Raw genomic sequence first — 14,212 nt, 5'->3', positions numbered from 1 at the left:
GCGAAGAAATTTGCAGAGCCGAGGGATTCTTCAACCGGGAGGACTTATATGGACGCGCCTATTCGACTGGTAAGGTCCTTGCGGAAAACGATACGGTGCTTTACCTGAAAAGACTCGCCTAAGCGACGCGATATCAATAGCTTACACATCAGCGTTCCAACGAAAGCGGAGGAGGTCTTAACGTGTATAATTCTCTTTCCATTGGAGAAGCAGGCGTTGGTTGAACCGTTGGTTAGCGGTCAAGCGGTACTCAGTGACGAGGAAAAGACTGAGGTTCAGAAGCAACTGGAACGCCTGCTGGTCAACCCTTATTTCAGTCACAGCCGCCGCTTTCCGTCGTTCTTACGGTTCACTGTCGAGCGAACCCTGTCGGGCCAAACTGACCTGCTTAAAGAGCGCACGCTTGGGATTGAGATATTTGGTCGGCCAGCCGACTACGATACGGCTTCCGACCCCATTGTGCGCGTCACCGCGGCTGAAATCCGCAAGCGAATCGCACAGTATTATCAGGAACCGGGCCACGAGAATGAACTTCGCATCTCTCTTCCAAGCGGCTCGTATGTCCCGCACTTCGCCTGGCCTGCAAATGCGGTTGAGGAGAATTCAATTCCCGCGACAACGCTGGTTGAGCTTGAGCCTCTTCCCGCCGAGTTTCCTGCGCCGATCGACGACGTCTCTCGTCCTCGCAGGCGCTGGCGCGCTATCGCCGTCATTGCGGTGCTGCTGCTGATATCGGCGGCCGTGTTCTGGAAAATGACGCAGCGGTCTGGCTTCGCCTCTTTCTGGGCGCCAGTTCTGAATAGTGGCGACCCTGTCCTGTTCTGTGTTGCGGATCAGACACAGTACTCAGCCATTGCCTTACGAGATGCCGTAGATCCAAATCATCAGATCGTGCTAAAGGACAATCTCACCGCTGTCATCATCGATGATCTCAGTCCAATCGTCAAAATCGCGGGTATTCTTCAGGCCAACGGGAAAAAATACAGCCTGAAAGGCGAGGGCTCAACCAATCTGATGGATCTGCGCAATGGCCCTACGGTTTTCGTCGGCGCATTCGACAATGCCTGGACGCTTCGACTCACCGGACCTCTTCGCTACCACTTTTCCAACAATCCCGAAATGACCGAGTTCGGCATTGTTGACAGCAGTGCGTCAGAGCAAAAGCGTTGGATCGTAAATCGCGCTGAACAAATGTCGACAAATAACTACCGCGATTACGCGATTGTCGCCCGTTTCACAGATGCAACGACTGGCAAGCTGGCTGTTGTAGCCGCAGGGATCGGACGGGGTGGAACTATCGTGGCAGGTGAATTTCTCACTGATCCCGATGATCTCGCACAGGTGGCACGCGCTGCGATTCTGGGAGGAAACAAGAAAAACATCGAGATCGTACTAAGCACCCAGATTATCGATGGCGAACCAGGAACTCCCAAAATAGAGGCTACTTACTTCTGGTAGATACCCGTCCCGCAGAGTAACAATCGGACTGGCTGGCGGCACGAAGTTCACATCATCGTCATCGAAATTGGTGTGCTTCCTCAGTGGGTCAAGCTTTCCGAATTCGGAACATCGTGGGCAGCAGGCGGAAACCGAAATGCTGTGACGAAAGTCTCGACCAAATCCTGTCAGTGTTGGGCGCCCGTCACGGATTCGTCAGCGCCAACGCAAGACTTTCCGCTGCTCTTGTTAAGGGATCGTGTTGTGCCGAAAGAGCTTTACTTCCATAGCTCGCCCCGGGCAGAGCGTCGTCTTCAGTGGCATTACGGTTGCACTCAGGCCACAGGATTCGTGACACTTGAAATGAAACGCCATGAACGTGAGTAAAGATTGCCATGAGTCGAGTTCTTCCAAAGCAAGAAAGACAAGATTCACCCCAGTCGGAAAAATTGCCGGTATTGCACAGTAAATGTTCGCGGAATACAGATCTTCTATCGAGACGCCATCCCTACAGATGCACCCACACTGCTGTTGCACGGGTTCCAAACTGCGAGTCACATGTTCAGAAATCTATCATCCACAGCCAATCAGACCAGCAAGAGCGAGGAGGAGTTTTATGAGTAGAGTCCTTTCAGGAGAGACTGCGAACACCGCCATATCCGTACACAAAGTTGAAGCGGACGGAATCCAGATCTTCTACCGATCCGCCGGCCACGCGGCCGCACCTGTGTTGCTCTTGCTCCATGGGTTCCCAACTTCATCCTTCATGTTTCGCGAACTCATCCCGCGTCTTGCTGATGAGTATCGAGTCATTGCGCCGGACCTGCCTGGATTTGGATTTACGGAAGTACCCGAAAAACGAAACTATACGTATTCATTCGACGCGCTAGCCCACACGGTTGAGGCCTTCACAGATGCGCTCGGCCTCAACAGTTACGCAATTTACATCTTCGACTATGGAGCCCCAACAGGTTTGCGTCTAGCCATGGCTCATCCCGAACGAGTTACGGCCATCGTTTCGCAGAACGGCAATGCCTATGAAGAGGGACTCGGCGATGCGTGGGGACCGATCAGGACTTATTGGTCTGCACCGACAGCAGAGAACCGAGAAGTGCTCCGGCAGAACATCTTGACTCTGGAAGCAACGCGCTGGCAGTACACGCACGGTGTTGCAGATCCTGATAGCGTGGCCCCTGAATCTTACACGTTGGACACGGCTCTCATGGAACGTCCGGGGAACAAAGAGATTCAGCTTGATCTGTTCCTCGATTACGCATCGAACGTGAAGCTTTATCCCAAGTTTCAAGAGTACTTCCGGAAGTCGAAGCCGCCTTTACTGGCGATCTGGGGCAAGAACGATCCCTTCTTTATCCCAGCCGGGGCGGAGGCGTATCGAAAGGACCTGCCGAACGCGCGCGTTCAGTTCCTGGATACGGGGCATTTTGCAACCGAGACGCACTCCGCCGAGATCGCTGCTGCGATCAAAGAGTTCCTGGAGGCGAACGGCGTATCTCGACAGAAAGGTAGCGGAGCATCGCGATGAGTTCCTCTCTTCCAAATGCGACAGTCGTATTAGTTCATGGAGCATGGGCTGATGGGTCCTGTTGGCACAAGATAATTCTGCCGTTGCGACAACAAGGGCTGAACGTAACGTGTGCTCCGATTCCCCTTACATCGCTTAGGGATGACATAGCCGCTCTCCAACGCGTGCTCGATAGAACGAATGGGCCGGTAGTACTAGCCGGACATGCCTATGGCGGTGCTGTGATCGCCGGATCAAATAACGATCGAGTAAAGTCGCTCGTATACGTGGCGGCGTTAGCACCCGATGAAGGTGAAACAGTCGCGGATGTGTTTTATCGCGCTGAGCCGCATCCGGACGCTCCGCACCTCGCACCCGATGAACATGGTTTCATCTGGATGCCGGAAGAGGGTTTCAGCAATGCGGTAGCTCACAAGGTTCCGCGGGATCAAGCAACGATCCTGTCTGCGGTGCAGCGGCCGATCGCGCTGAAGTGCATTCAAGAGAAAGCCCCTACGCCCGCATGGAAAACGAAACCATCGTGGTTTCTCCTTGCAGAGGAGGACCGCATGATTGTTCCGGAAACCCAAAGGTTCATGGCTGAAAGGATGGGCGCAACCATCCAATCACACGCCGTAGACCACTCGCCGATGTACACTGCGCCGAATCTCGTAGTTGACCTTGTTTTGGAAGCTGCGCGAGAAGCAATTCGAAAATGAGCTGAGAACCCATGAAAAACGGTTCTGTTGCTATCGTCACAGGCGCAAGCCAGGGAATCGGTCGTGCCACCGCATTGCGACTGGCGCGTGCCCATGGCGCAGGCGCCACGGCAAACAAAGGTATCACCAGACCGCCTCTCCAGCCCATGGTCAGGCCGGCGAGTACAGTCGGAATGTAGTAAAGCCGCTGAAGAATATAGATCCAATGCATTTCATTCGGAGCGGCCAGGTGCTGTAAGATCCCGACGACCGATACCATGGCCGCAAGCAATCCTAACCACGTGTCGTGTCTCGTACTCAGCGCAGACATAGCGCTCGAATTGCATCCATCGTGCGAGTCTCAAGCAGTCCTCTTTAAGAGCACTCCAGCCTACATCGAGATCTTTTGAACTGCAACTAGCGATCGAGGACAACAGCACGCGAAAGTTATTGCGTTATCTTTCCTCTTTCGTCTAGGCAATCGTAAGTCCGAAGGGGTCCCTCCTCTCTTGCTTCCGACGCGTCGGACGCATCCCTAAGCCAAGTAGCAAAACAAAACGGCCCCCCCAAAACCTGACATTCATAATAAAAAGCCACCAAAGCAGCTCTTAGATTGGGAGTGCTTTAGAGTGAGGTGCCCCGATATGAGGCGCATCGTTAGAAGTCGGCGGTCGCTGATCCGTCATTTTGTGTATCCGCCAATGGAAGCGGATTGCACTTCAAGGAATCACAATCCTTCCTCTATATGCGGCGACTCTTCTGCCCGATTGGCAAGAGAGGCGATCTCGGATACGCAGTCGTGTCAACAACGACTAACTCCCTGGACAACATCCTTGACGAAGTCTTGCGAACCTCGGGTCTTCGCGAATGGAATCGAATCTTGGATCAACCCCAATCCACACCAGTTCTGCCTCTCGATCTTCAAATGCTTGAGTCAGAACCGAAAGGGAGTGTTCTTTGTTGTCGAGAGCAAGTGCCAACAACGCTTGACGAAATCTGCTGATCATTGCGTCTGGAGACATAAGCTTAAAAACATTCACGATCTGGCTCGCTTGCTCTTTTTCTCCTATCAGAGCAAGTACCTCTGCGACACCAGCCATCATCGGTAAGTAAGCACCTGAATCCGGCCGAATGCTCTCAATCAGTTGTTTAGCTCTCTCTTTATTTTCCAGGTGTGCAGACATCAAAGCGAGTAGGAACCGGGCCTCCACTGGATATGGGCCGTAGATCAATGGCTGCGAGAACTCTCTCAGCCCTTCTTCGTATCGCCGCGTAATGTGGAGGAATTTTGCGCGGGCCACTTTTTGGCGGTTTGAGAACGGATCGATCCGTTGAGCTATTTCGAGGTGGTGCCAGGCTTCGTCGAAACGCCCTAACGAGGCGAGAAACATTGCATATCGCCGAGAAGATGAAACATGAAGCCCCAACTTGATGCCATACAGGAAATTCTTCTCCGCATTTGACCAGTCCCATTCGAGAGCCTGGGCGCTGGCGAGGCATGAATAGGATTCGATCATTTCGGGGTCCAACTCGATAGCGCGTAAAGCAGCAGCTTTCGCTTCAGCAATCAGAGCGGCAGAAGAACTCGCACCCCGCAGCGCGAGCTCAATGCTGCAATGAGAAATTCCACAGTGAGGCCGCGCGAACATCGGAGCTACGGCTCTTGCCTCTTGAAACTTCAGGAGTGCCGCCTGCAAGTCTGACACCGACCCCTCATCGAGTAGTGCTTCAGCATGCAAGATGAGAGGATAGGCAGCATAAATCAATGCACCGGGAGTGGCTCTACGTTTGCGAATGTGAGACTGTTCCGGACGAGCTCGGCAGACAAAGGCAGTCGCGATTTGCTCCTGCACATGAAGCAAAGATTCGGCATCAACTTCAGTTTCGAAACGATGTGAACTCAGTTGAAAACCATCTGCACCTAATACCCTGGCGGTGATCCGCAACCGCTTGTGATCCTCTCTGACCGTGCCTTCTAGAATGTTCAACACCCCTAACTTTTGCGACAACGATGGAATGTCGTATGGAATAGCAATTCCTTGAGCAACTGAAGCGGTGGAAACAACGCGCACTCCTTCCGTGAGCGTAAGGTGATGCGTGATCTCATCAGTAATTCCCCTCGCACACTGGGAAGACAGGGGCAGATTCGATAGATCGAGAAAAGGCAGGACGGCGACGGGAACGCCACTTCCTTCGATCAGCAAATCACCGTTATTATGCGCGATTACCGGCAGAGACGAAGCAGATTTGTTTCTTCTGAAAATTGGGATGTATGTGCCTGGACGAAAATAGATGAACACGGCATCCTCTTTGCCCTCCACCTCGTAATACTCCTTGAGCTTCCCTCGCAGACGACGCGCTTCCGTGCGCACAATCGAGTCCTGACTGGGATGATACGGTGGCTTGCGATCATAGACCTCGATCCCGATCACATACTCCTTCAGAGATTCTCCCTTGCCCGCGAGCACGCTCTCGACTGTAAATCGCAAAAAGCGCCCGAGCCGGTCAGATTGCATGAATAGGGGGCTTTGCAGAATACGAGAGAGTTCCGCTCGGACTTCCGTTTCGTCGCAATTGTCAGATATAGATGCTTCGACCAAGTTTTGGTAACCCTCAAGATTTCTACACTTGAATCCGATTTGATCATAGCGCTCAAATAGCTCATTCACTTTGAAAATCACCGTTAGCTAACGGTTGCTCACTCCCATGGGAGACCCTGAATCCGTCATCATCTCTAAGGATGCGAAAGCTACATTGTGGACGAGCGGCAAAATGAGATTCGAATTCTGGCGGTTGTCTCAGATGAGATATGGATAACGATTGCTCGCCAGCTTGCACCCTTGCATCCGAAGATCGAGCGGGCAGCCAGGGCAGCAGGAGTTGCGCGTCTGGTTAACGATGGAAAGACTTTCGAGGTAGCGATCTTGCCAGCAGAACTGCCGAACGCCGAGTGGTGGGCCGTTTGGGGCGAAATCAGTTCAATCAACCCGTGTCCCGCGATTCTAGTCTACACCCGTTCCGCGACGTTTGAGCTATGGACCAGCGTGCTGGACCTGGGAGGATATGACCTTATCGTTGAACCATTTTCAGATCAGGAGATTCAGGAGGCCGTACACCGCGCTGCACAAAGTTTTAGAGACAGACTCGAAAGCGATGCAGCAACGCACTGACACCCTTCATCTACAGATCAAGTTCAGTCGGCCAGTATAGCGACCACATGGGAAGATAGCGAGGCGTACCATGTTTAGGAATATTGCTGCAGCATACGACGAGTCTGAATGACGACTCCCAAAACGTGGTACTGAACCATCATCCTTTCGTGGTAGGGGACAAATACTTCATCTCGGGATGTTTTTCATATCGAGATGGCAGAGTGTGTTAGGTGTAGGCCGATCCAACTGATCACCCTCTTCTCCTAGAAAGAGCACGGTGTACAAGATTCGTTCTGCAAGTTTTCCCGCACCAGCGTTGTCTTCCGACATGCGAGCGGAGGTTTGGTGAAGAACAAAAGTAATTTGGATTGCCACGCTCTGAGCGAAGTGTTTTGTTCTCAGCTTGGAAGACTGCATTTGCTGGCGTCGATACTCACAGGTTCTTCTGAAGCCGCCAGTGAGTGCATTGTCGAAGCGTTTGAAAGTTTGCACGACTCATTCCTTGTGTCACGGGAGTTCGCATATGAGACCGCGAGACTGGCAACAATCAAGCATGGCCTGCGAAAAGTAATGAAAGAGATTAGACATTACGCGCTGAGCGACACAACGGACCACATTACGGTCTGCACAATTCGCATGCGCGTTCCGAATCTTGGAACGACTTGTGCCGACCGCTTCTTGGCATCGCTACAGCAACTAAACGCCTTTGATCGTGCCGTACTTCTATTGCGGGTTTACGAGCAATACCGGCCACACGTCGTTGCCCTTTGGTTGCGTCTTCCGTCGGCCCTCATCGAGCGCAGAAAAGTGCACGCTATTTCATCGCTCACATCATTGATTCACGGCCAGGACGCTTCTGCTCCGAGCAGCAGATTCTCACCTGAATTGGGCATGACATTAAGCAATAGTTACAACACGTCTAGGCAAATACATTCTTAGCCCTACTTTTTGGGAGCAGGCAGACATGTCAAAGAGAGCAGTCATCGTTCCGATTGTCACGTTAGGTACAGCGGCGGCTCTGCTGTTCACGATTCAAGGTTGCTGGACTTCCTGGGAAGGAGGGCATGCCGACCAGCGAACCGACGACGCCTACGTACGAGCGGATATGGCCCCGCTGAGCACTCGCATCTCGGGTACTGTTCGGAAAGTCAGCGTCAATGATTATGAGGCGGTGAAGCCGGGTCAGATTCTGGTTGAACTCGACGACGACGACTATAACGCGGCATTAGCAGAAGCGAAGGCAGCCTTGGCGGGGGCAAAGGCAGAACTTGAGGACAATCAGGCGGCCAAACGAATCCAGGATGCAAAAATACAGAGCGCTCAAGCAAGCATTATTCAGGCAACAGCAGCAATGAACGCTGCCAAAGCTGGCGTCGACGCTGTGAGCCCTGACGTTGAGCGAACGCAGACAGAGTTGAAGCGTCAAAAAGCGCTCTTTGCTGCCAAAGCTGCGACGCATCAACAGCTGGAACAAGCAACCGCTGATGCCGATCGATATTCCGGAATGTTAGCCAGCCGTCAGGCTGATCTGGATCGTGCTCAAGCGGCGCTTACAAGCAGTCGCGCAGCGCTCGAAGCGGAGAAGCGTCAGCGCGATGCTCTCGACGTCAAAGACGCCGTTTACAAAGCCCAAATCCAGGCCAGGGAGGCAGCGATCGTTGTCGCTAATGTCAATCTCGACTACACGAAGATTGTCGCGCCTGCTGAAGGAGCGATTGGCGAACGTCATGTCCAGGAAGGTCAGCTGGTAGCGCCGGGGATGCAGGTCGTCGATCTGGTGAAAGGTGATGTGTGGATCGAAGCAAACTACAAAGAGACGCAACTCACCAATATCCGCAAAGGTGATCGGGCCGATGTCAGAATCGACACATTTCCCGGTGTCGTTCTTCATGGAAGCGTTGCTGAAATCTCTCCTGCAAGTGGATCACAGTTTGCGCTTCTTCCTCCTGATAACGCGACCGGAAACTTCACTAAGGTAGTGCAACGCATTCCAGTGAAGATCGTGCTTGACCCCGGACATCCTCTACATAACCAGCTCCGTCCTGGATTCTCCGCAGTGGTGACAATCCATGCTTCCGGCAAAAAAGAAAAGACCGAGGGTTCCCAGTCTTGAGCACTCCGCCGGCAAAACCCCTCGCTCCGCCCACATCCAGGGTAATTACGACGCATCCTTGGTTAGGAATTTTTGGTGTCCTGCTTGGCGCGATGATTGCGACCTGCACTGGACGCCTGATCAGTGTAGGATTGGCGGACTTACGAGGCGCCTTACATCTTGGAGTCGATGAGGCCTCGTGGCTGAGCACCGCTTTCAATGGGGCGATGATGTTCATCGGACCATTTTCTGTGTACCTTGGCGGACTGTTGGGGGCACGCCGTGTTCTGCTAGCCTGCGCAAGTCTTTTCACGCTGATCAGCTTGCTGCTGCCCTTGGCCCCTAATCTGCCAACAATGCTCACGTTGCTCGTCCTTGCAGGGCTCACGGCCGGGACCTTCTATCCTCTTACGCTATCCTTTGTTCTACGTAATCTGTCGATGCGCTTTGTGCTCCTCGGAATTGCGATGTATGCCGTCGACATTCTTGTAACAACCAACTTCGCTACATCGCTGCAGGCCTGGTTCATGGACCATTTGTCATGGCACTGGATCTTTTGGAACGGCACCGTTTTAACCCCGATCATGATGGTTCTGATTTATTTCGGCATTCCCTGGCAGCCGTTGCCGCAACCGAAAGAAGGTCAACCAAAGCCAAATTGGAGAGGATTCCTGTACGCTAGCTTTGGATTCGCCCTTTTGTACACAGGGCTCGATCAGGGACAACGCCTGGACTGGTTTAACTCGGGGACCATCGTTGCTCTAATCGTCTCCGGAGCCTTTCTGCTCCTTGCCACGATGGTGCGTCATTTCAAGACGCCGAACCCACTCATCAACTTTAAGTTTCTGGCCCGGCGGAACACACTGCTATTGACCGGAGTGCTGATCTTATTTCGCTTTGTCATGCTGGCAACAGTCGTCGCGATCCCCAGCTATCTAGCTTCGATCCAGGGTTACCGCCCGCTTCAGACTGGTCCTGTGCTGCTTTGGGTTGCCTTGCCACAGTTCGTGCTGGGACTTTTCGCAATGTACTCGCTGAAATACGTCGATCCCCGACTCATCCTCACAGTTGGCTTTGCTCTCGTTGGGATCGCATGTTTCATGAACTCGCGAGTGTCTTCGGTCTGGTCAGGCGATAATTTTTGGGCGTCACAAGCTGTGCTGGCAGCTGGACTGGCTCTGGCATTCAACTCGATGGTCGGCTCCATCATTCTTGAGCTTCTTAACACTGGAGCACTCAGTCGTCCGATCGATGTTCTCACCTTCGCGGGATATTTCCAGACTGTGCGGCTTCTCGGAGGTGAGCTTGGAGCGGCCTTCATGCAACACTTCATCCCCACACGCGAAAAGTTTCATTCGAATATTCTCGGCCTAAACGTCCAACTGGGCCAGCCTGCTACCGGTCAACGGCTATCCGGACTCACCGCAGATATGGCGCACCATTCGTCCGGAATCGCAGCGGCCGTGGAGAAAGCCGGAACGCTGCTAGGTCTCCAGGTGCGGCAGCAGGCCTTCACGCTAGCCATCTCGGACAGCTTCATGCTGCTGGCGTCGGCTGCGATTTGCTGCCTGCTCATCGTCGCCTGCATGGGAGGTGTGCCCACTCAATACCGCGAAATTGTAACGGCTACGCCTAAACCAGCATGAGCGCAAACCCGAAGGTTCCTGATATGTGGCAGACAAAAATAAAACGCTCACTCTTGGTCTTAGGCGTCGCATGGCTCTTCGGATCCATTGGCATCATGCCAGCGCAGGAATCTGCGCCAATGCATTTGACTCTTCCTCAGGCCATTGACCTTGCACTGAAGCAGAATCGTAGTCTTGGCCTGGCGCGACTCTCCGTTGTCGATAGCGAACATAAAAAAGAGATCGCTCGTTCTGCATATTTCCCCAACATAAAGAATGAAAGCAGCGTTCTCCACATTACAGAACTGGCCGGTGTAGAAATTCCAGCGGGCGCCTTTGGCGTCCATCCGGTCACCGGGCCGATTCCCGGACAGACTCTTTTCATCGATCAAGGAGCGTTGACTGCATACACCAGTGGCACAGGACTGGCACAGCCGCTCACGCAGATGTTCAAGATCCGTGAATCGAATCGAGCTGCAACGGCGGATACAAACACGGCGAAGATCCAAGTTGACCAAGCAGAAAATGAAGTTACGTTTAAAGTGCGTCAGCTTTACTACGGACTGCTGGTCGCACAACTCAAGCAACAAGCGGCAACAGAGGAAATCCAAGCCAGCCAGATCAAAGACCAGGAAGCGCAAGATGCAGTCAACAATGGGCAAGCCCTGGATGTAGCGGCCCTCGAAAGCCGCGCTGACTTGTTGGACGCGAAACAAACAGAGCTGACTCAACGCCTTCAGATTCATTCGCTGTCGTTGTCCCTGAATGACCTGCTCGGTCTGCCTCTGAGTACACAGCTGCAACTAGACAGCGATTCATCCGCCTCAACTTTGGTTATACCCAGCCGCGAAGAATGTGTTCGAATCGCGGAAGATCAGAGCCCGGCGATTCGATCCGCACAACAGGCCATAGAGAAGGCGAAGGCCGGGCTCTCGGCAGCAAAGGATGCTTACATCCCCGATGTCACTGGCCTTGCACGCTACAGCTATCAAAGCGGAGTGCCGTTTCTTGTGCACAACTTTGGCACCTTCGGATTCAATTTGACATACGATCTGTTCGATGGCGGTCGCCGTGAGGGTGAAATCAAGGAGTCGCGAACTCTTCTCTCTGAGGCCGCACTCAACCTTGAAAAAGTGAAAGACGAAGTAAGTGTGCAGGTCGAGACAGCGTATGACAAGGTCGAACAATTACAAAGCATGGTGGACGTTGCTGACCAGGCTTTGAAAGTCAGGATGGAAGGTGCGCGCCTGTCTGATCGACAATTTGAGCAGACTGCCGCACTTGCATCTGCACGCGAAGAGGCCCACGCGAAAGCCGCCTCAGCAAAAGCGTCGTATCTTGAAGCAGTTCTGGGGTTGTCCCTGGCACAGGCAGATCTAAAGCGCACTATCGGAGAGGCTCCCCGTTAAGCAGGGGTAGCGTTCTCATAAGCAACTCGCGCGGTTCCTTGTCACTCGATGGCGAAGAGCGCGCCTCGAAGTCATCGCCTGAATGGGACCATCACAGCATCTACTGTATCGCGTACAACGGCTCAGATGCGACTTCGTCTTTCATGCGATCGACGAGCAATGCAATCGTGCGCAACAAGCCAAACAAAGCATGCTCCCTTTCCGAATACGTAGCCTGTTCGGCAGCGGATGACTCCAACAGTTTCAACAGACTCTGCGAGGTGCTGCGCTCAAGCGGTTTCTTATTCAGCTGATTCTCGAGACACTCTGCCATATGCTGAAGAGCGCGGGCACATTCTTCGCGAAAAGCGTCATCCATCTGCCTGAAGGCAGTCGATTTCTCACCGACTTCTCCAAATACACGGAATTGAACAAGGGGTCCCTCCAGCAGATAGAACGTGCGAATGGATGACTGCCAGCGGCGAATACGATCGCGCGCTGCCATATCTACGGCGCGGCGGCGTCCAGTTTCAAAGGGCACTGCATCGGTTTGTGCGGTCACGTCGCCAAAATTGCGGTAGACCTGCTCCCTCTGTCGACGAATCTTGAGGATCGCTCCAGTATCCGTGCTTGTCGGGGATGCAGTGATAAGCTCCGTCATAAGACGAAGATTGCGAACGAAAATACGAACCATCTCATCTCCTGCAGGATGTGGATAGAGACGTTCAAAGACAAGCCACATTGCGAAAATTCCCAGCAACACGCCGACTGCACGGTCTCGTCCCAGAGTGAGCGAGGTTTGAATACGGAACTCGCTCAGATTTATCAGATAAAACGCCAGGGCGATCTGCAACCCCGCATACGAAAGGCGCGTACTCGACGTAGCAACCCAGGCTGCGACAGCGGTCACAACGGCAAAGAGCACGGCCAGGCCGCCGACGGAGTCTATATTCGGCAGGATAAAAATCTGCGCCCCTAAACCGAAAACGAAACCGCCGAGTACTGCTCCCGCGATGCGCAATACTTGTTTCTGGCGCGAGGCACCAATGTTTGAGAGAGCGGTAAATACGCAGGTGGTCACCGAAGTAGAAATCCCCGGCCAATCCAGCGACACATAAAGGATGTAACACATCATCGCCGCCAGCGTTCCGCCGAGAACATAGCGCAAGTGCTCAGGATTAGAAAATGCGTCCGCCACGAAGATGCGATTGGCAACAGGCGGACTATCGAGGACCTCAAGACGTGGATCAACTGAACTCGCACCGCTTAACACGGAGGCCATGAGTGAAGTTATTCCCTCGAGTTCATAGAGAAGTGGCGTTCCCTCGTTCGCTACGACCTCAGGCTCCCATTGAGGTGGCTGATTGTTTGACCGCAGGCACAGGCGAATCTCAGCGATATGCTGTGCAAGGCGTGCACCTCGTTCCCGCTCAGAGGCGGTAATCCCACTGGCACCTGTGGTGGCGAGAGCCGCTGCAAAATCAATCGAACGACCGGTAAGCGAGATCAATGCGCTGATGCGATTACGATCGGATGATTGATTACTTGTCCGCGTAACGTGTGCGCGCAATGCTCCCACCCCTACAACAGCATATTGCGCAAGCATACGACTGGTTTCTGGCGACGACGGACGATTAGCTGCATAGTCTTCCATCAGATCTTCGATGTGCTTCAGCCTGACGTCTAGCCCATCGAGTATTTCGTCACCGCGATAAATAGCATAAAAAATTACTTCGACACCGACCGTCACAAGAACGCCGATCGAGGCCGCCCCTACTTGCCATAAAGAGGTCTCGACATTTTGCTCTCCGGGTCCCGGCAGATACCAAATAGTAAAGATGTTGGTCACCATCGCCGCAAGGCCGATAGCTACCACATAGTTTGTAAGAGTCCTGAGCAAAAAGAAGAGAAAAAAGATGCTAACTGCTTCCCACAAAAAGTGCGTAATGGGAGTTGAAGCGAAAAAACGCCCGCCGACGGGAATAAAAAGGCCGCCGAGCACGAAGGCAGCGACAAGGTAGAGTCCGGACCTGGCCGTCGATAAGAGATTTTCGCGTGACAAAAGGAAAGCGCAGAGCGCCCCAATTGCTCCAAAGGGGATGCGAAAGGTAACGATTAAGATGGTAGTAAACGTTGCGGAAATGACCATCCGCGCAACGACGGCTCCGCGGCCCGGATAGGGAGCAAGTTCTTTCCGCAGAAAATCAGGAAACCATGTTGTAAAACGCTCCGCGTGCGGAAGGTAAGCTCTTTGGGTCGCCATGGCAATGCAGAACTGTACTTGTGTTTGTTCGTGTA

General features: G+C 53.1%; 10 protein-coding genes. 7 read left to right on the top strand and 3 right to left on the bottom strand.

Features of this window, described 5'->3' with window-relative positions:
• Positions 1-216 precede the first annotated feature (216 nt).
• The 3 genes from H7849_RS06360 (at position 217) to H7849_RS06350 (ending at position 3,678) form a co-directional block, all read left to right on the top strand.
• Positions 217-1,458, top strand: coding sequence for a hypothetical protein (locus H7849_RS06360; protein WP_186745082.1), 1,242 nt, complete (start codon positions 217-219; stop codon positions 1,456-1,458).
• Between the two features lie 595 nt (positions 1,459-2,053).
• Entirely contained in the window at positions 2,054-2,980 is a 927-nt protein-coding gene (locus H7849_RS06355) for an alpha/beta fold hydrolase (protein ID WP_186745080.1), read from the top strand.
• Positions 2,977-3,678: an alpha/beta fold hydrolase gene (locus tag H7849_RS06350; RefSeq protein ID WP_186745078.1), complete on the top strand. Its 702-nt coding sequence runs from the start codon at positions 2,977-2,979 to the stop codon at positions 3,676-3,678. Before H7849_RS06355 ends, H7849_RS06350 begins: the two co-directional genes overlap by 4 nt.
• Before the next feature lie 791 nt (positions 3,679-4,469).
• Here H7849_RS06350 and H7849_RS06345 read toward each other — a convergent pair.
• Positions 4,470-6,338, bottom strand: coding sequence for a hypothetical protein (locus H7849_RS06345; RefSeq protein ID WP_186745077.1), 1,869 nt, complete (start codon positions 6,336-6,338; stop codon positions 4,470-4,472).
• A gap of 75 nt (positions 6,339-6,413) precedes the next feature.
• On the opposite strand from H7849_RS06345, the gene H7849_RS06340 reads away from it, so the two are divergent.
• Positions 6,414-6,827, top strand: a complete 414-nt coding sequence (locus H7849_RS06340; RefSeq protein ID WP_186745075.1) for a DNA-binding transcriptional response regulator — start codon at positions 6,414-6,416, stop codon at positions 6,825-6,827.
• 168 nt (positions 6,828-6,995) lie between these two features.
• Here H7849_RS06340 and H7849_RS06335 read toward each other — a convergent pair whose 3' ends face one another.
• Positions 6,996-7,301, bottom strand: coding sequence for a hypothetical protein (locus H7849_RS06335; RefSeq protein WP_186745073.1), 306 nt, complete (start codon positions 7,299-7,301; stop codon positions 6,996-6,998).
• 472 nt (positions 7,302-7,773) lie between these two features.
• On the opposite strand from H7849_RS06335, the gene H7849_RS06330 reads away from it, so the two are divergent.
• The 3 genes from H7849_RS06330 (at position 7,774) to H7849_RS06320 (ending at position 11,935) form a co-directional block, all read left to right on the top strand.
• Positions 7,774-8,922, top strand: a complete 1,149-nt coding sequence (locus H7849_RS06330) for an HlyD family secretion protein (RefSeq protein WP_186745071.1) — start codon at positions 7,774-7,776, stop codon at positions 8,920-8,922.
• On the top strand, positions 8,919-10,547 hold the full coding sequence (locus H7849_RS06325; RefSeq protein ID WP_251106649.1) for an MFS transporter: 1,629 nt from the start codon (positions 8,919-8,921) through the stop codon (positions 10,545-10,547). Before H7849_RS06330 ends, H7849_RS06325 begins: the two co-directional genes overlap by 4 nt.
• A 119-nt stretch (positions 10,548-10,666) precedes the next feature.
• Positions 10,667-11,935: a TolC family protein gene (locus tag H7849_RS06320; RefSeq protein ID WP_186745069.1), complete on the top strand. Its 1,269-nt coding sequence runs from the start codon at positions 10,667-10,669 to the stop codon at positions 11,933-11,935.
• 100 nt (positions 11,936-12,035) lie between these two features.
• Here H7849_RS06320 and H7849_RS06315 read toward each other — a convergent pair whose 3' ends face one another.
• The gene (locus H7849_RS06315) at positions 12,036-14,177 is read right to left on the bottom strand and encodes an FUSC family protein (RefSeq protein ID WP_186745067.1); all 2,142 of its coding nucleotides are present in this window, start codon (positions 14,175-14,177) and stop codon (positions 12,036-12,038) included.
• Between the last annotated feature and the right edge of the window lie 35 nt (positions 14,178-14,212).

Source organism: Alloacidobacterium dinghuense, from assembly GCF_014274465.1.
Taxonomy (GTDB): domain Bacteria; phylum Acidobacteriota; class Terriglobia; order Terriglobales; family Acidobacteriaceae; genus Alloacidobacterium; species Alloacidobacterium dinghuense.
Note: the sequence above shows the minus strand (reverse complement) of the source record. Positions and strands in the feature narration are given on the sequence as shown.